Origin of the sequence: Candidatus Lokiarchaeum ossiferum (assembly GCA_025839675.1) — an archaeon.
Classification (GTDB): domain Archaea; phylum Asgardarchaeota; class Lokiarchaeia; order Sigyniarchaeales; family Promethearchaeaceae; genus Lokiarchaeum; species Lokiarchaeum ossiferum.
Window position 1 is genome coordinate 4,264,224 of sequence record CP104013.1, and the last position, 17,769, is coordinate 4,281,992.

Here is a 17,769-nt window from a genome sequence, read left to right on the forward strand (position 1 = left end):
AGTTACATAAATTACAATTTAAAAAAGTGTTTTTTTAAAAATCATCACATTCGTCTTGATGTTCAACTAAATGATACGCTTCATGCAGAAAAGGATAAACTAACTGGAAATTATTGTGGACTTGGCCACTTGGAAAAATTCCTGCTTCCGAAATTACGCCTGAAATATAAAGTCGGTTAACCGTTTCAAAAGCTGGATTAAGAATGTGAATGTTTTCGGGCTTTTGTTCCCAATCTTTCCATATTTCGACGGTGTCTCTCATTTCAATTTTTTCATAATTACCGAAGGCGGTATCTGGATTATATTTTAACAATGGAGTTGCAATATAGAATGGGATGTGTTCTTCCTTTGCCACTAAAGCCAAGAGCCGGCTTCCAATTTTATTCAAAACAGTTCCTTCACTCGTCACTGCGTCAGCTCCAATAATCATCAGATCTGTCCCCATATTATTCGCAGCCCAGCGCATGGCACTATCAACTACTTGGATGACTTCAATTCCTGCATTGCTTAATTTTTTCGATGTAATTCGCCCTTGGTAAAAAGGTCTTGTTTCAGTTGAGATAACTTTGAAATTCTTACCTTGTCGATGAGCTTCAATTAATATAGCTTCCACTATTGAACTGTGACAGTGAGTTTGTACTACGTAAGGTTCATCTAAATTATCTGGAATGAGACGGGCCCCATACTTGGCAATCCTTCTTTTAGCTACCTTTAGGATTTTTTCATATTCGCTGCCATAAATTTCGACCATTTTCGCCATATCGTAATCAATCCCTTGCTCATAATCATGGCGAAGTTTTCCTAAGATATACATTAATCCATTTCGCATTGCGGGTTCTGTTGACCGACTTTTTGCAAAAATTTCCTCAGCTTTCACTAAATAGTTCCATAGGTCGGGTTTAGAAAGGTGAGCATTTCTCTGGGCAAATTGAACCATTTGATTTACTGCAAAAAGGGCAATGTTGGTAGCACCTTGCACTTCTAATGCTCTTATCTTACTGGCTGCTTTTTTTAATTCTTTCATTTCAATCTCCTAATTGTACTAGTTAAGTCTCTTACAAAGTGTTGGAGATGCATCCCTATATATTTTCTGTAAGACAAATCTTTGTTTATAAAATATCTCACGAAGGTAGTTGGGATGGGTGACTATCTAAAATTCCCCGATTGTCATCATGTTCTCGCGATTATGAATGTCTCATGTAACCGAGATTGAATTTCTTATTTTTCTTGCAATTGGTATATTATTTCTAAGAATTCAAAATTTATGACAAGATTGTGATATTTTTTCGAGTATTTATTAAGATCTGACCGACTTCTTTACATATTAATGTCAAATCAAACAGCATTTCACAATTTAGGATTAAATGCCATTTTACAACGTGCAGTTCGAGAATCTGGATACTTAAAACCGACTCCGATTCAATCCCAAACAATTCCGCCACTTTTAGCGGGGAGAGATCTCGTAGGTTGTGCACAAACAGGTACGGGGAAGACGGCCGCATTTGCCCTTCCAATTTTACAATTATTAGCAATTAAGATGCAAGAAAAATCTTCTCCAAAATCCAAACTCAATTCACACTCGAAAAAGAACATTCGTGTCTTAGTTTTATCACCAACCCGGGAATTAGCTATTCAAATTGGTGACTCATTCAGCAAGTACGGCCGATTCAATAAAAAAATCACTAACACCGTAATTTTCGGCGGTGTTAAGCAGAATAAACAAGTTAAAACTCTTAAATCTGGAGTTGATATTCTTGTTGCTACACCCGGACGCCTTTTGGATTTAATTGGGCAAGATATAATTTCCCTTCATCATATTGAAATATTAGTTTTCGATGAAGCAGATCGTATGTTGGATATGGGCTTTATTCATGATGTTCGAAAGATCATGAAAAATATTTCTGGTGTGCACCAAACCATGTTATTTTCTGCTACAATGCCAAAGCAAATAGTTCAATTAGCAAAGGACTTTCTTCAAAACCCAGTAAAGGTCTCGGTGACCCCAAATCAACCGACTGTCGAAAAAATTGATCAAACTGTTCATTTTGTGCCAAAAAGCGAAAAGCAAGCATTACTTTTATCCATCGTAACCAATCCGAAAGTGATCCGAGCTCTGGTTTTTTCCCGAACAAAGCACGGTGCGAATAAAATTGTAAAGAAACTAATACAAGCAGGAGTAGGAGCAGAGCCAATCCATGGAAATAAATCACAAAATGCTCGGCAAAAAGCCTTGAAAAATTTTCGAGATGGGACAACACGAATACTTGTCGCGACTGATGTCGCTGCACGTGGGATTGATGTTGAAAATATTTCTCATGTAATACAATTTGACTTACCGGATGTTTCCGAAACATATGTTCATCGCATCGGAAGGACTGCTCGCGCAGGAGCAGGCGGTATTGCGATTGCTTTTTGTGCTTCTGATGAGCGTCCCTTACTCCGTGATATCGAAAAATTAATTCGAATGAAAATCCCCGATGCCACGAATTCGAGACCAAGAAGTAAACAAAAGTTGAACACACTACCACAAAAAAATCAATCCATACTTACCAACTCAAAAAAAAGAGTAAATCAATCATACCAGAAGAACCAATTAAAATCAGTAAAACCTCCGTTTAAGTGCCCACAATGTTCTCGGTTATTCAGTTCTAAAGCTGGTGTCTCTCAGCATATCAAAGCTAAGCATAATCCCCTTTCTTAGCATTTTTTACTTGCTTTTCAACAGATTTGATAAAAACTCTCAACTATTCTAAGAAGGAATGATTACAAAAATGACTACTTTTATCCATATTTCTTCGGATAATACCATATAATAAGAAAAATGTAGGAAAAAGAAAAAGAAAAAGCAAATTTCGTGAAATTTATCTATGCATTTAAAATACGTATCGCTAAATAAGCTGCATTCTTGGCATTATCAATTCCAACCGTTGCGACTGGTACACCTGGAGGCATTTGAACAATTGATAATAAAGCATCTAATCCTCCAAGTTTTGCACTCACCGGAACTCCGATTACTGGTTTTTGCGTTTTAGAAGCAACGACTCCAGGGAGTGCTGCAGATAAACCTGCGACACATATATAGACCTTTGCATCGGATTGTTTGATATATGCATCCAATTCATCGGGATTTCGGTGAGCAGATAAAATTTTCAATTCAAATTCAATTTTTTCTTGGGTGAGCACATCTACGGCTTTATTATAGATTTTCTCATCAGATTTACTTCCTGCGATTATGACAACTGTTGGCATTTTAATCACAAAAGCAGAATTTTCGTTCCAATTTAAAAATAATTATAATTTCATAATATTTTCCCTCTATACTTTTTTGGCAAAAAAGCTTATTTATATCAGAGAAAAATTAAAGTACAACTAATCCTTATTTGATATGAAAGGTTCTAATGTAGGAATTTTTGTTTGGTGAAAATAATGAGCTCGAATATACCGCAAGAAGTTTATGCAGCATTGAAAGAATTTGGCTTAACGGACTATGAAACCCGAGCCTTTATTGCCTTAATTACCAATGGCATATCCTCGGCCAAAGAATTATCGGATCGGACTAAAATTCCTTATAGTCGAATTTACGATGTATTGGTAAATTTGGAAAATATTGGCTGGGTTAAAGTGATCAGCGGGCGTCCGATGAAATATAAAGCAGAACGCCCCGCATTTGTTGCAAAATTAGCAAAGAAACAAATTGAAGCTAAATACTCCCGTATTGAAACCGCTCTTATTGAAAAACTCGAACCTTTGTATGGACAAGATGAACAAGTCGAATCCACACCTATATGGATCCTGAACGGTAATGTTCAACAAAAAGTTATTGATATGGTAAAAGCTACCAATAAAACCCTTACGATCTTTCTGAAAAACCCAAATGAAGGGCTTCTTGCTGATATGTTTGAACATTTCTTATATTTAACCGAGAAAAAGGTCGATATTAATATTTTGGTTAATGAGAGTAATTTAAACGTAACAAATAAAAACATTTGGCGAAAGATTGCATCGATTTCAAAGGTTCAGACCGTTAAAAATGTATTATTCGATGCTTTCTTATTTGATAATAATGAAATGTTAATTTTCTTAACAACCTTTTTCCGAATTTCTATTAAGGATGAGAACATGGTCTTTTTCATTCAAGAAAGCCGTTTGATCAATTATACAAAAACTTACTTCAAAATGTTATGGTCAATGGGTGAGAAGTTTTTGTTAAAAAATTATTCTTAATCTTGTTTTTGATATCTTATTGTTTTTTAGGATTGTTGTGAAATACTTGCTTTGACTTCCTTTTTGAATCCTTTTTCAATCGGAAAATATTGAGATAATAAAGATTGAATTTCAACATCATCAAATGGTTTTTTCAAGTATTGATAACCTTGAATATCCTTAAGTTTTTGCTGAACTTGGTTATTATAATAAGTAAGCAGAAAAATAATATCCGAATTCCCAGAGTGGGAGATTTTTTGGATCGTATTAATTCCTTTATACATTCCTTCAAGATGAATATCTATAAAAATTAAAGAAGGTTGATATTTATTATATATTTTGATGAAATCATCATAGTTATTGACCGTTCCAACAACATTTATTCCCGATTTCTCTAATTCTAGTTTGGTCATCATTGCAATTATCAAAGAATTTTCTGCAATAATGGCACTTTTTTTTTTCATCAATGTAATTGATTCCCTAAGTTTTTAATTCCTGATAAAGCTGCAATCAATATACTGATTATCTGAAGAAATTTTTCCACTGAAAAATGACCAAAACATTAATCCTTGTTTATTCTGAGTTTGAATCTGGAAATTTACTATTTTGCCAAAGATTTCTAATTCCTCAATAATGAAGGGTACCTCACGAATAGCAAAAAATTCATCCATACCCATATTTGCTTCGATCATTTCATTAAGGGTTGTGAATCCTAAAGTTGATATACAGAATTTGTTTGCAGTCACAATTGCCAACGTATCAAATTTGACCCTAAATAACGCCACATTAGGGGTATTTGAATATGCTTCTTTGTAAAAAGAATCATCAGAATGATTGACTTCGCTATTTAACGGGGTAGAGAAAAATCCCATTTCTAACTCTGAAGGGCTTGCCACTTGGCTTCTATTCATTGTTCGTTTATGAATTTCCATTTTTATTGTTTCCTAAAGCATATTCAATACTTACATAAAGTAAGTTGATTCGAGTATTAAAATTTATCTAATAAATATTGATATGTTTAAATCAACAATAATGTATCGAAATTCGAACTTAAATATTACTCTGAATTATAACTGTAATTGGTTATATGTTGGATTAAAAAAAAAAAATGCAAAAAAAATTGATATATATGAATCCAAATCTTAAATTAAATTACTGAATAAATGAAGATATATTTTCCTGTCATTAACAAAGTCACTGCGGCTGCTTGAATGAATGCAATTGCATAAATATTCCGGGTTTGCTGGTAAAAAAATGCACTTGTATACGCCATAAATCCTTGAAACCCGATCATTATTATACCTATGACAACTATTGCAGCTGAACCTGTGTTTCCTTGTAATAGTAACCATTTCAATTTTGAATTGATGAAGACACCTCCAATTAAATAAGAGATCAACCACATAAGCCAGATAATACTCCCGTTGATGACTATTTCTTGTAAGTATCCTTTGAAATTTGGATATATATTTTGTTTTTCAAAGAGCTGAGTCTTGGAAATAATTTCCAAATTGAAATAGAAGAAGAATGTCATCAGGAAGAATACAAGTACTTCCAAATAGAGTCGTGGTGAATAAGGACGAGGGAAAATTTTTGGATATTTAAAGATGATCGCAAAAATATTGTAAGAAAGTAATGGAATTCCAATGACGAAGATCAAAAATTGAAGGGCTTTCAAAAATCCCTTAAATGTTAATCCTATTCTCTTTAAATCAATTTTTCTCGTGTTTTTTTCTCCTCGTCTATTTAGGAAAATCATTACATTGACTGCTCCAAAGAGAAATACGGCTGTCCAGAAATACTGCCAAATGTATGTGTTTATAAGCCAAAATCGAAGAAAATATTGATCCACAAGCCAGCTTATACTGATTCCAGAAATAAAACACCCAATTATTAAAAACATGTAGAATGTCTTTGTTTTCCAACTATTTACAAATTTTACTGGATCCCCAATGTAATCAATTCGAAATTCTTGGTCTTTTTTTACTAATTCATGAATTTCTTCTTCTTTCAAATCCAAATTTTCTTTAATATTAATCAAAGGAACATATTTCGGAATAGTATCAGCCGCTTTGGGAAAAATCCGTTTTGCGGTTAAGAATCCAACCATTAAAATTAACATGAGCGTTCCTACAAGAATGAAATAACCTCCAAAAATCCTGGAGATGTAGCAAAATTCGATGTTTAACTTGGAAGTGCAAGTTCGAGGTATATGATTCTCTGGTGCTAAATTCAAACTCCTCACCATCCAATCAATCATGAGATCCATATTGGCGCTGGTTAACACTTCTTCAACATGATCTTGGCCTGGTAAAATTGTTAATTTCCGTGCTGTACCATTAACAAAAGAAAAATGTGAATTCTCAAGATTTTCGATATTAATATTTGGATTTTTTTCATATTCCGATGATAGAATTGATGTATTGTACCAACCATCTGTTGCTTGTTCAAATAGAGTAAATTGAATATCCACCGTGGTGAGTCCATCTGTATCTCCAGTCATTAAATAATAGTTGGGAATATTTGTGCCGTTGATAAATCCTCCAATAGATCTTCTAGCAACATCTTCACTTGAAATAACACCATTGCTACAACCCATGAATGTTGATAGAAATACACCCCATTTCTCATCATCAATCACATCCGTCCCTAAAACCGCTTTAAAAGTATCTTGAAGATCAGTATATCCCCAAATCGATCCAACCGCTTTTATTTTTCCTCCGGTTCCTAAAGGTGTTTTATCAAATATTCCCGCTCGAGTAGTCACCAAACCTCCATTGGAATGCCCCATCACTGCAATTTTGCTGGGATCGACATCTTCCAATGTTGACATGTATTCAACTGCTGACCAAATTACTTGTAGTCCATTCAATCCAAAATCCCAAAGTCCTCCTGAATCTCCATGACCTGGAAGATTGGTGGCGAGAACTTTAAAACCTGCTGCTGCCAAATCCATGGCGTTATGTAAGTTTGCTTCTGCATTTACTACCATGCCATGAGACCAAACAATTCCAGGTAATTTTGTTTCTGCAGGATGCGTTGGCGTTAACAAATAGGCAGAAACAGTGAAAATTTCAAGATTGTCTGGGAGGATTGATACATTGTTGAACAACATATCTCGATTGGCCATCGCTCGATTATATGAAATTTCAGTGGTAAAGGATACTTTTTGGATGGTATATGAGGGTGAAAAGGTGCCAACCGAAGCAAAACCGATCCCTAACACATAAAATACGATGGTAAAAACTAAGAAAATTTTCCAAACACGAAGCTTGATCTTTGCTGCGCGAGTTTTTGCATCCTCATATGCTTCTTCAATTTTTTTTTGGGTATTGAACAGCGCTTCACTCAATTTTAGTTTAGATAGATGATAATCCTTCTGAATTCGATGATAAATATCATCCAGTTTTTTTAAAACTTTGTGATCTTCACCAGGATGCTGATGTTCTTTATGTTTAGGGGTATGTCCGCTTTGGTCCATCTACAAAAATAGGAAAAAAAAACAATCATTAAAATGTTCGGGATATGTTTTTTGAAAATGAGAATATCAATTTAACCCATCATTTTTTGGAGATATAAAGCAACTCCATTTTCCTTATGGTTTCCAATGGTTCGCGTTGCAATTTTTTTAAGTTCAATGACTGCATTTTCGACAGCACATCCTTCATCGGCGACTTCAAACATGGGTATATCATTGGTATTGTCTCCAAAACAAACGATTTTTTTAACCTGTAGAAATTTTTTGAGAAAAATTAGCGCATCTTTTTTATTTCCGTCGCGAGGAACTACCTCTATCCAAGTAAATCCTGGAGAATATATATCTTTCATTTCATGGATGTAAATTTCTGGATCTTCAAGAATTTGATTTCGAACAAATTCTACTTGATTGTCTGGTAAGATGATGTTAATTTCAATGGTCTTATCATTGATTTCTGGGAGTTTTGACACCTTAATAAAGCGAGGATCTTTGTTTTTGATGCGATCTTCAATATAGAATTTCTCAGATGCATTATTAACAGAGGTGAAATAGACTTTATTTTGGTTTTCTTCATTGATAGCATATAGGATTGGATTAAGGTTTAATTGGTAATAAATTGCAAGAAGTTTTTCAACCAATTCTTCTCGAAGAAAAGAAGATTTTAGGATGGATTCTTGGACAGGATCATAAATAAAAATACCATTGTGACAAATGATTGGAATATTTAAGTTTAAATCCTTAATCTTTGGGTATGCGGATTCAAAAGAACGAGCAGTGGCGATCGAAAATAAATTACCTTGTGCAATAAATTGATTAATAATATCTATTGAAGTTGATGCTATTTTTTGCTCATCATCCATCAAAGTTCCATCCAAATCTGAAATATAAAGCGTAGAATTTTGTGTGATAGGCTGATTTTGAAGGAGGTTGCTCATAATTATAGAAATGAACCATATCTTAAGAATGAAAATACAAAAAAAATTTGATGAAAAAAATGTAAATTGATGTTCCCAAAATTACATCATACCAGGTGGCATACCACCCATGCCGCCCATACCAGGAGGCATTCCTCCCATACCACCAGGAGGCATTCCACCAGGTGCACCACCGCCACCACCACCACCAACGCCGGCAATAACATCGTCGATTCGGAGGATCATTTGTGCGGCTTCGCTTGCGCTTTTTATAGCTTGTTTCTTTACATTTACTGGTTCAATAACACCATAAGCAGCCATATCATTTTCAACTTTCATGTCATCTAAGTTCAATCCAGCATATTTATGTCCTTCACCATGGGCAGATCGGAGTTTCATTAACATTTCAATTTGATCTAAACCAGCGTTTTCTGCCAAAGTTTTAGGGATAATGTCTAAAGCGTCTGCAAAAACTTCGACTGCGAGTTGTTCCCGTCCAGAAAGTGTTTCGGCATATTTTCGGAGTTCTTTGGCCACTTCTAATTCTGGTGCACCTCCTCCTCCTACGATGGAAGGTTCTTCAATACAATCTTTGACTACGCATAATGCATCATGGATGGATCGATCGGCTTCATCTACTACCAATTCAGTTCCACCTCGAACAAATACTACAACGGATTTTGGACTTTTACATTGTTCAATGAATACCCAGTTTTCATTCATAATCTTTCGTTCTTCGATTAATCCTGCATGTCCTAATCCTTCAGCATTTAGATCATCTAAATTCGAGAAAATATTTGCTCCCGTTGCCTTGGATAGCTTGTCTAAATCGGATTTTTTCACACGTCTTACTGCTGAAATTCCTTTTTTGACTAAGAAATGTTGAGCCATATCATCTATACCCTTTTGGCAAATGACAAAATTTGCTCCAGTTGCGGCAATCTTATTGGCTAAGTCTTCAAGCATTTGTTGTTCTTGATCTAAGAATGCGGAGATTTGATCTGGGCTGGTAATTTGTAATTTGGCATCAAATTCTGTTTTTTCAACTTCAACGGCTGCGGAAATAAGTAAGATTTTTGCATTTTCAATTCGTTTAGCCATGCCAGAGTTTACTATTTCTTTATCCAAAATTAATCCTGAAATAAATTGAGTTTCATCCAAACTAGCGCCTTCCTTCTTCTGGATTTGGATACGATCTAAATCGACCACATTTTTGCCTTCTACTTCTTCACTTACTGCCAAACATGCATCGACCACGATGTTGCTGACTAATCCAGAATATTCATTGATGATTTTTGAACTCATGGATGTTTTCGCAGCTTTTTTCAACATTTCTTTATCGGTTGCGCTGATTGGGGTTGCAATTTTATCCAAAATTTCAATTGCTTTAGTAGCGGCTTTTCTGAATCCTTCTGTAATTACAGTAGGGTGAATTTTTTGATCGAGAAGTTTTTCTGCTCGTTTTAATAATTCTCCTGCTAAGATCACAGACGAAGTGGTTCCATCTCCAACTTCTTCATCTTGAGTTTTGCTGACTTCTACTAACATCTTTGCTGCAGGATGCTGAACATCGACTTCTTTGAGAATTGTTGCTCCATCATTAGTGATGGTAACATCTCCAAATTGGTCTACAAGCATTTTGTCCATTCCACGTGGGCCAAGGCTGCTTCGAACTGCTTCTGCAATTGTTTTTGCTGCAAGGATATTATTACGTTGTGCATTCTTTCCTTGAGTTCGTTCTGCACCTTCTTTCAATATATAGACTGGTTGTCCGCCTAATTGTGCCATTTTTTTTACCTTTTTTAAAATTCTTCAAAATAATCACATTTTCCTAAATTTAGGAAAGATCTGATTTTTGAAGTTTATGTATGGAAGTCTAAGTCACCAAAAATTTTAAAGTTTTTTTTGCAGCCAAAAAAAAGTCGAGTTAATTTGAAAATTTTTTTATTCAAACATATTGATTTCCCCCCAAAAAAAGAAGAGAAACTTAGCATAAAATGCTAAAAATTGCTATTATTGTTGAAGTTATTGTAAATCTTCAGTTTATTTGTCCGAAAAGTTTTTATTCTCTAAAAAATCGTAAGATTGATAATAATGGAAACCTTGATTTAAATATAAACGATGTCGATCAGCAGCTTACCTCAAAAAAATACTTCTTCTTCAAAAACTGAACCTGAAAAAAAGATTGTTTCCAGCATCAAACCATTAATTGTTATTGAGAGTTTTGATGATATATAAAAAAAATGATTCATAATTGATTATTTTAGCGTATCTATGAATTTTCCATCAATTTCTTGATACCACGTTTTGGCTTCAAAATTCGTTTTAACTGGCAAGAAATAGCGGGTAGGGTCTAATCTATTTGTAAACATCTTCTCATAGTCTAAAATCAATTTATTAAGTTTAGGATCCGATGGGTCCAAGACGAAATTAATCGTATATAATGCGACTGAAGGTTGATATGTTATGGCATCGATGTAATCATTAAAGAACGTCTGTTTTTCATTTGTTGTTAAGTGAGTAACTGGGATGTCTACTAATGTTAAAAATCCATATCGCGACGCAAGCTCGATTATAAAGGGTGTTAAAATTCCTTGATTTGAACGAATTGTGTTTATATTTTGGTTTTTCATTCGTTTAAATCGATCTAATATATCAATACGTGGATTTGAATATCCATATTTCTCTGAATCGATTGGGAAATCTCCTCCTTGAATTTCAAACGGTGCTCCATTTAACATAATTTGTTCCCCAATTACATTAATTTCGCGAATTCCAATATTTTCATCAATATAAATCATCCCTCCCTCATCGTTTCCAATTCTAACAGAGAGTTTGTATAAATTGGGGGATTTTGGTGTCCAAAGTTCTAAATCCTCTTTGTTAATATGTACAACAATCTTCGAAAGCCGGCTATTTTTTTTTAATACATCTATTGGTCGTTTAATATTTATTACAGGAACATAATCCCGAGTGATTTTTATTGAAATCTCACCCGTATAATCCTCTTCAGCTGCGTTCTTTACATAGAAAGAAAAGGTTAATTCAGCAAAATTTAATTTATGACTAATTTCATCATATCTTAATACTGTTTCCATGCTTCTTTCTTCTAAAGTTAAGGTTTTTTCTGTCCGAATATAGACTTCTCCAAAAATACCGAAATACTCTGTAACCTTTTCTGTTGAGATATATCGATTGGCATCAGGTTTTCCATCAATCCGAATAGCCAAAAAATGAGTGTTATTATCAGCAAATTTTGATATGTCAAATTTGAAAGGGAGAAATGCCCCATGAAAAGACCCGATTTCTAAACCATCAATATAAATTGTGGCTTTATGTGCAATTTGAGCAAAAAATAAGAATACTTTTTTATTTGAAAAGGATTTTGGGGTCCGAAAAGTTCGCCAATACCATGCAACACCTTCATAATCTTTAAATTCTGTCGAACTTCTTCGGTTCCAACAGCTTGGAACAGCAATTCTCGTTTTTTCTTCTAAATAAGGCTGATTTTCTTGGAGAAACCATTCTTGTTCGATTCCTTCACCATTAGGATCTACAGCAAAACGCCATAGTTCTCCTGTTAAACTAATCACATCTTCCATTTTTTTCTACAAAAAGAGTCTTGGTTGTAATTCTAAAAAAGTCTTGTGGAAGAAGTTGTAAAAAAGGTGAGATATGATTACAATATTTTACTCTTCATTGGTCGTTCGACGGAAACGCTTTTAGCGCCTCCTCTTTCAATTAGGGCCTTCTTAAATTCCTCTACAGGTAATTCTGGTACCGGACTAATTACAGTCCATTCTGCGATTTGATTTTTTTTAAGGATAACTGTTTGTCCATATAAAAGACTGAGGCCTAATTCTCCAAACACCTTTGAAACCGTACTCAAAGCTCCTGGTTCGTCTGCAATAATTATTCTCAAGCGCATAAAAGCTTGTTCATCTGAGAAGGGTAAAGGGATGATTCGCAATTCATTCTCGTTTGAATCGCTGATGAGCATAATGTGGGAATTCTCCTTCAGCCCTAGACTTTTACGCATTCCTCGTGGGATTACGATTCTTCCGCGGGAATCAATTTTAAGAATCTCTGTTTCTTTCATGATGGTAACTCTCGTAGTGTTGTGAGTCAGATATATGTATGTGGGATTAATTAGTTTAAAAAGCTTTCTTGAGAAAAAGGGAGGTTGGATTTCTTGCCTCCATTTTTTCTCTACTTTTTGGTTTAAACTATGAAATTGAACCTTTAAGTTTTAGTTTTTTAACTATGACTTTGCTTTTGATTTTTAATGATTTTTCCTTTCCCATTACTTTTTTTCTTTTTCCCACAACCCATTTTCTGCCCATGGTTCCATTTTGAATTTTTTTTTATGAAACTTTTTTTAATCCAAAAATGATAGGTACTCATATATAAAACAACCGAGAGAAGAAATTTCATGAGTGAACAAGATATAAAAAAAGAAATGCGGCAATTGATTATGCTCGTCTCTTCGATTCGATCCCAAGATCAAGATCATTGGGAATCCCATGTGGAGTTTTCCAATCAAGTTATTGAATTTATTAAGAAAATTCAGAAGGATATGAATAATAACTGGGATAAAATTAATAATAGTGTATTAAATTTGAACAAATCCATCGAAGAGTCATTAGATTCACTTTTAACTGGAATAAACCCTGATTCTATAAAACAAACGTCTCAATCTTTAAAAGAAATTCAAGAAACTATGGGCAAAACAGTTCAAGCAATTAATTTGGATGGAATAATGAAAGAACTTCAAGGATTGTCTGGAGAAGGAATAGTTTTGTCTGGATCTGGCGTTTCAAAAGGGAAAAAAGGCAAAAGTAAGAAAAAGGGTGCAACAAAGCTTGATTCTGGATCGTCTGGTCCGTATTCTGCAGATGATGAATCCATTTCAGATGAAGCTCTGGATGCGGATGGATATACTCAGGAAGAACAAGAAATGATAAAAGCTTATCAAGAAATTTATGGTCCGGGTCAAATTCCGGCTCATTTAAAGAAAAAGAAGAAGAAAAAAGACCCTCATCTTTTAAAACCCAGTGATTTCTTTGGTATGTAATGTTATCGCTTATTTATGATTGAGTAAGTGTTGTAGAACTATTTTTTTCATCAGTTTTTTATTCGGTTTTTTTCCTGTCCACCATTCAAAGCCAATGGCTCCTTGATTTACAAGCATCTCTACTCCTGAAAGGGTTTTACATCCAATTTGATCTGCATTTTGCAACAATTGAGTGTGGAGTGGATTGTACACAATATCATTCACAAATAATTCTGGATGTAGAAATTCTATTTCAATTGGACATTTTTCAATATTTGGGCTCATTCCCACTGAGGTTGTATTTATCAAGAGATCTGCTTCGTCTAAGGCTTTTTTTAACTCGTTCTTTTGATCAAAAAGAATCCCATTGATTTGAATATCATAGTAGTTCCGTAAATTATTCACTAAAGTTTGCATTTTTGTTGGAGATCTATTTATAATCGTAATTTTGTTTATTTTTTGAGCTAAATAGAATGCAATTGCTTTCGCAGCTCCTCCTGCTCCCAGAATGATTACGTTTTTATTATTCAAATTCATGCCCGTATCTTCTATTGCTTGCAAACACCCTTCTCCATCCGTATTTCTTCCAATTAGCTTGTTATTCTCATTTTTAATTGTATTGACCGAACCAATTTTCAAAGCTGTTTCGTCCACGTCATCCAAAAATTGCATGATTGAAACTTTATGGGGGATTGTGATATTTACACCTCGTATGTTTAGACTCCTAATCGCTTGTGTCGCTTTTTCCAGATTTAGTTCAGTCACTTGGAATGGAACGTACACATAATTCAACCCTAAATCTTGAATTATGGCATTTTGCATTTTTGGTGACAACGTATGTTCCACTGGATCTCCAAAAATGCCTAAGACTTTAGATGAACCATTTATCATCATCGATGGAAAAAGATCTGCCATAATTTGATCTTACTTTTAATTAAAGAAAAACCTTTTTTAATAAGAAATGCCTTTCTTACCTTGTAACTTGTCTTCTTTTCTAGAAGTTATTTATATACGTTGCAATTGATTTTTTATCGCAACAGAATATTCAATTTAATAATATAATTTGAACCTCAAGTGAAAAATTAATGAGTTCAGACACATATGAAAAAATAAGGGCCCGAATTAGAGAATCTCTTCCAGAATCTGCGAAAGTGACTGGTATAGAGTTTGAAGGGCCCGAAATTGCTATTTATAGTTCTAGCGTTGCTTTTATTGGAAATGATCGAGATGAAGTTAAATCCCTCGTTAAAATACTTCGCAAAAGGATTGTGGTCCGCAGTGATCCCACCATTCGATTGGATAATGAATTGACGGTTGAGAAAATCAAAGAAATTATTCCAGAAGAAGCTGAAGTTTCAAAAATTATGTTCAATGAAAATTTAGGTGAAGTAATTATTGAAGCGACAAAACCTGGAGTTGCTATTGGAAAAGCCGGCTCAAATTTGAAGTTGATCAAGAAACAAACTTTATGGATTCCTCAAGTCATTCGAACTCCTCCAATTGAATCTCGAACCGTTGCTCTTATCCGCAGTATGCTTCAAAAAGAACGTCAATTACAGAAAGAAATTTTCCGCACTATTGGCCAACGAATTCATCGCCCTGCCATCAAGAAAGATATTAACATCCGGATGACTGCCTTAGGGAGTTTCCGAGAAGTTGGTAGATCATCAATCCTTATCCAAACTGATGAAAGTATGGTATTATTGGATTGTGGTTTAAATGTTGGGAATCCAAAGGATCTTTTTCCTCATTTTGATAATGGAAATTTTCGTATTGCTGATTTGGATGCGGTTATCATATCTCACGCTCATTTAGATCATTCAGGACTAATTCCGTATTTATTCAAATATGGGTATGATGGACCTATTTATACAAGCGAGCCAACATTACATCTTTCGACCATGTTACAACTTGATTATATCAATATTTGTAAACGTGAAGGGCGACCTGCCCCTTATTCCAAAAAAGATATTAAAAGCGCTGTACTGCACACTTATCCACTAGCTTGGGGGAAAGTCACAGATATTGCTCCAGACATTAAATTAACATTGCATAACGCAGGACATATTCTTGGTTCTTCTTTGATCCATTTACATTTTGGAAATGGGGATCACAATCTTGTTTTTACGGGAGATTATAAATTCCAACGAACTCGATTATTGGAAGCCGCTTCTTGCAAGTTTCCGCGATTGGAAACTTTGATCACAGAATCCACTTATGGTGGAGTTCAAGACATTGTTCCAAGTCGCTATGAATCGGAAAAAACTCTAATACAAGTTATGAATTCAACTATTCGTAAGGGTGGAAAAGTGCTTATTCCCGTATTAGCTGTTGGAAGAGCTCAAGAAATCATGGTTGTGTTAGAAGATTTCATTTCACGAAAAATGATTGATCCAGTTCCTGTTTACGTTGATGGAATGATCTCTGAAGCTACTGCAGTCCATACAACTCATCCAGATTATCTTAATTCCGAATTGCGTGAAAAAATATTTCATCAAGGGAAGAATCCTTTCACTTCAGAAATTTTTACTCAAGTAGATGGATATCAAGCTCGAGATGATATTATTTCTGGAGGACCTTGTATTATTATGGCCACTTCTGGAATGTTACAGGGAGGACCTTCCGTTCAATATCTCAAAGGAATTTCTGATGATCCTAATAGTACTATTTTATTCTGTAGTTACCAAGTTGAAGGCACACTTGGTCGGAGAGTCCAAAAAGGATACCGCGAGTTTAATGCTATGACATCCAGTGGAAAAAGTACTCCAACAAAAATTAAACTAAACGTATTTACCGTGGAAGGTTTTAGTGGGCATTCCAATCGCAGCCAAATTATCTCTTTCATTCGGAAAGTGAAACCACGTCCTGAACGAGTTATAACCCTTCATGGTGAAGCGTCAAAATGTATGGGATTAGCTTCTGTCATCCATAAACGGTTAAAAAGCGAAACTCGCTCTCCTGTTAATAATGAGACACTCGTACTAAAATAAGAAATCACTTTTTTCAAAAATTCTTTTACTGTACAAAAACCCTTTTTTATTTTTAATACTTTTTCACTACGTATGAGCGAAGTCACTACCGCTACGAAGAATAAGAAAATACCCGTTATTTCGATAAGTCGAAAAATTATTCAGTTTTTGTCTTTCTTCGTAATAAATTATGCAATTCTGGAATGGATTTTTAATGCTGATTTTTCAATCTTAGATAATTATGCACGCGTGTTACCTTTCCTTCATTCGGCTAATAGTGCTTGGACGCAGGGTGCTGGATTGCTCGAATATTCATTTTACATGATTGCCACTGGAAGAATTCCCTATTTATTCGTTGGGATCTTGGGATTACTTGGTCTCTTTTCAGGAAGAATCTTTTGTGGATGGGTTTGTCCCACTGGATTTATGCAAGACCTTTTCGGAGGATTAGGTGGTGATAGCCGACTCTCCTTGGAGGCAGATCAATTCTTGAAAAAAGTAAAATCTTTCTTCTTAATTGTCTTGCTCTTCTTATTCACATTAATTCTAATCTTCTTCAAGACTGATCCCGATTTGCATCAACAATGGTTAGAAAGTCTCGGATCTATGGCATATAATGCGCTAGAACCAATTTCAATGTCTGAATTCCTATTTGTGACTCTTCCTAACATAATCACGACAGCTGTTGATAATGGGGGGAGTTTAACTGGAATATTTGGAGGGACATTTAAGACGATTATTTTTGTGATCTATGTGTTAATCATTATCGCATCTGCTGTCTATCCAAGATTCTATTGCAAATATATGTGTCCTTACGCAGCAACAATAAAGGTCTTTTCCAATTATAGCTTTTTAAAATTGCAACGAATGCCTACTCGATGTCCAGGAAGAAAAGAATGTGGTGTGTGTGAGCAAATCTGCCCCATGCAAATTCGAATCTTAGAAGAACCCTTTAGTGGGTTTACCGGAGATGGTGAGTGCACCTTATGTCTGGATTGTATGCAGCAATGCCCACACGACGCCATTAAGTGGAAATTTGGCTTTAATTAATTTTTTTTATCCTATTTTTGGGCAGGAATTTTGTCTTTTTGGTTTATTCAAAATTGCAAGATTACTTGACTCCTATTTTGGAATATGGCCTTCTGAAGCTAA

At 34.7% G+C, this 17,769-nt stretch carries 15 protein-coding genes; 5 read left to right on the plus strand and 10 right to left on the minus strand.

Translation table 11 applies throughout. From position 1 onward, the window contains the following. Positions 1-34: 34 nt before the first annotated feature. Positions 35-1,024: a translation initiation factor eIF-2B gene (locus tag NEF87_RS18225; protein WP_371802877.1), complete on the minus strand. Its 990-nt coding sequence runs from the start codon at positions 1,022-1,024 to the stop codon at positions 35-37. Positions 1,025-1,327: 303 nt separating this feature from the next. Here NEF87_RS18225 and NEF87_RS18230 point away from each other — a divergent pair, with 303 nt between their 5' ends. Beyond that, positions 1,328-2,701, plus strand: coding sequence for a DEAD/DEAH box helicase (locus NEF87_RS18230; protein ID WP_457916952.1), 1,374 nt, complete (start codon positions 1,328-1,330; stop codon positions 2,699-2,701). A 164-nt stretch (positions 2,702-2,865) separates the two neighbouring features. Here NEF87_RS18230 and purE read toward each other — a convergent pair whose 3' ends face one another. Continuing rightward, the gene (gene purE, locus NEF87_RS18235; RefSeq protein ID WP_371802879.1) at positions 2,866-3,249 is read right to left on the minus strand and encodes a 5-(carboxyamino)imidazole ribonucleotide mutase; all 384 of its coding nucleotides are present in this window, start codon (positions 3,247-3,249) and stop codon (positions 2,866-2,868) included. Positions 3,250-3,426: 177 nt separating this feature from the next. Here purE and NEF87_RS18240 point away from each other — a divergent pair, with 177 nt between their 5' ends. After that, entirely contained in the window at positions 3,427-4,224 is a 798-nt protein-coding gene (locus tag NEF87_RS18240) for a TrmB family transcriptional regulator (protein ID WP_371802880.1), read from the plus strand. 26 nt (positions 4,225-4,250) lie between these two features. On the opposite strand, the gene NEF87_RS18245 is transcribed toward NEF87_RS18240, so the two are convergent. The 7 genes from NEF87_RS18245 to NEF87_RS18275 form a co-directional block, all read right to left on the minus strand. After that, positions 4,251-4,667: a response regulator gene (locus NEF87_RS18245; RefSeq protein WP_457916953.1), complete on the minus strand. Its 417-nt coding sequence runs from the start codon at positions 4,665-4,667 to the stop codon at positions 4,251-4,253. A gap of 24 nt (positions 4,668-4,691) precedes the next feature. Further along, on the minus strand, positions 4,692-5,135 hold the full coding sequence (locus NEF87_RS18250) for a hypothetical protein (protein WP_457916954.1): 444 nt from the start codon (positions 5,133-5,135) through the stop codon (positions 4,692-4,694). 215 nt (positions 5,136-5,350) lie between these two features. Further along, entirely contained in the window at positions 5,351-7,684 is a 2,334-nt protein-coding gene (locus NEF87_RS18255) for an alpha/beta hydrolase (RefSeq protein WP_457916955.1), read from the minus strand. Positions 7,685-7,755: 71 nt separating this feature from the next. Next, positions 7,756-8,616: an HAD-IIB family hydrolase gene (locus NEF87_RS18260; protein ID WP_457916956.1), complete on the minus strand. Its 861-nt coding sequence runs from the start codon at positions 8,614-8,616 to the stop codon at positions 7,756-7,758. 81 nt (positions 8,617-8,697) lie between these two features. Beyond that, the gene (thsB, locus tag NEF87_RS18265; protein ID WP_371802885.1) at positions 8,698-10,383 is read right to left on the minus strand and encodes a thermosome subunit beta; all 1,686 of its coding nucleotides are present in this window, start codon (positions 10,381-10,383) and stop codon (positions 8,698-8,700) included. 470 nt (positions 10,384-10,853) lie between these two features. Then, positions 10,854-12,197 carry a sugar-binding domain-containing protein gene (locus tag NEF87_RS18270; protein ID WP_457916957.1) on the minus strand — a complete coding sequence of 448 codons (1,344 nt, stop codon included), beginning with the start codon at positions 12,195-12,197 and terminating at the stop codon, positions 10,854-10,856. Positions 12,198-12,274: 77 nt separating this feature from the next. Further along, positions 12,275-12,694, minus strand: coding sequence for an AbrB/MazE/SpoVT family DNA-binding domain-containing protein (locus NEF87_RS18275; RefSeq protein ID WP_371802887.1), 420 nt, complete (start codon positions 12,692-12,694; stop codon positions 12,275-12,277). A gap of 333 nt (positions 12,695-13,027) precedes the next feature. Here NEF87_RS18275 and NEF87_RS18280 point away from each other — a divergent pair, with 333 nt between their 5' ends. After that, a complete protein-coding gene (locus NEF87_RS18280) occupies positions 13,028-13,669 on the plus strand; it encodes a hypothetical protein (RefSeq protein WP_371802888.1) in 642 nt (213 codons plus the stop codon). A gap of 9 nt (positions 13,670-13,678) precedes the next feature. Here NEF87_RS18280 and aroE read toward each other — a convergent pair whose 3' ends face one another. Further along, positions 13,679-14,563 carry a shikimate dehydrogenase gene (gene aroE, locus NEF87_RS18285; protein ID WP_457916958.1) on the minus strand — a complete coding sequence of 295 codons (885 nt, stop codon included), beginning with the start codon at positions 14,561-14,563 and terminating at the stop codon, positions 13,679-13,681. 170 nt (positions 14,564-14,733) lie between these two features. Between aroE and NEF87_RS18290 the strand changes: the two genes are divergently transcribed. Continuing rightward, positions 14,734-16,638 carry a beta-CASP ribonuclease aCPSF1 gene (locus NEF87_RS18290; RefSeq protein ID WP_371802890.1) on the plus strand — a complete coding sequence of 635 codons (1,905 nt, stop codon included), beginning with the start codon at positions 14,734-14,736 and terminating at the stop codon, positions 16,636-16,638. Between the two features lie 72 nt (positions 16,639-16,710). Next, positions 16,711-17,667, plus strand: a complete 957-nt coding sequence (locus tag NEF87_RS18295; RefSeq protein WP_457916959.1) for a 4Fe-4S binding protein — start codon at positions 16,711-16,713, stop codon at positions 17,665-17,667. Positions 17,668-17,769: the final 102 nt, after the last annotated feature.

Bases quoted from the DNA above. Each gene is read 5' to 3' on its own strand.
- NEF87_RS18270 (WP_457916957.1), bottom strand. From the start codon at position 12,197: ATGGAAGATGTGATTAGTTTAACAGGAGAACTATGGCGTTTTGCTGTA.
- NEF87_RS18255 (WP_457916955.1), bottom strand. From the start codon at position 7,684: ATGGACCAAAGCGGACATACCCCTAAACATAAAGAACATCAGCATCCT.
- NEF87_RS18260 (WP_457916956.1), bottom strand. From the start codon at position 8,616: ATGAGCAACCTCCTTCAAAATCAGCCTATCACACAAAATTCTACGCTT.
- NEF87_RS18245 (WP_457916953.1), bottom strand. From the start codon at position 4,667: ATGAAAAAAAAAAGTGCCATTATTGCAGAAAATTCTTTGATAATTGCA.
- NEF87_RS18295 (WP_457916959.1), top strand. From the start codon at position 16,711: ATGAGCGAAGTCACTACCGCTACGAAGAATAAGAAAATACCCGTTATT.
- NEF87_RS18275 (WP_371802887.1), bottom strand. From the start codon at position 12,694: ATGAAAGAAACAGAGATTCTTAAAATTGATTCCCGCGGAAGAATCGTA.
- NEF87_RS18250 (WP_457916954.1), bottom strand. From the start codon at position 5,135: ATGGAAATTCATAAACGAACAATGAATAGAAGCCAAGTGGCAAGCCCT.
- NEF87_RS18240 (WP_371802880.1), top strand. From the start codon at position 3,427: ATGAGCTCGAATATACCGCAAGAAGTTTATGCAGCATTGAAAGAATTT.
- aroE (WP_457916958.1), bottom strand. From the start codon at position 14,563: ATGGCAGATCTTTTTCCATCGATGATGATAAATGGTTCATCTAAAGTC.
- thsB (WP_371802885.1), bottom strand. From the start codon at position 10,383: ATGGCACAATTAGGCGGACAACCAGTCTATATATTGAAAGAAGGTGCA.
- NEF87_RS18280 (WP_371802888.1), top strand. From the start codon at position 13,028: ATGAGTGAACAAGATATAAAAAAAGAAATGCGGCAATTGATTATGCTC.
- NEF87_RS18225 (WP_371802877.1), bottom strand. From the start codon at position 1,024: ATGAAAGAATTAAAAAAAGCAGCCAGTAAGATAAGAGCATTAGAAGTG.
- purE (WP_371802879.1), bottom strand. From the start codon at position 3,249: ATGCCAACAGTTGTCATAATCGCAGGAAGTAAATCTGATGAGAAAATC.
- NEF87_RS18290 (WP_371802890.1), top strand. From the start codon at position 14,734: ATGAGTTCAGACACATATGAAAAAATAAGGGCCCGAATTAGAGAATCT.
- NEF87_RS18230 (WP_457916952.1), top strand. From the start codon at position 1,328: ATGTCAAATCAAACAGCATTTCACAATTTAGGATTAAATGCCATTTTA.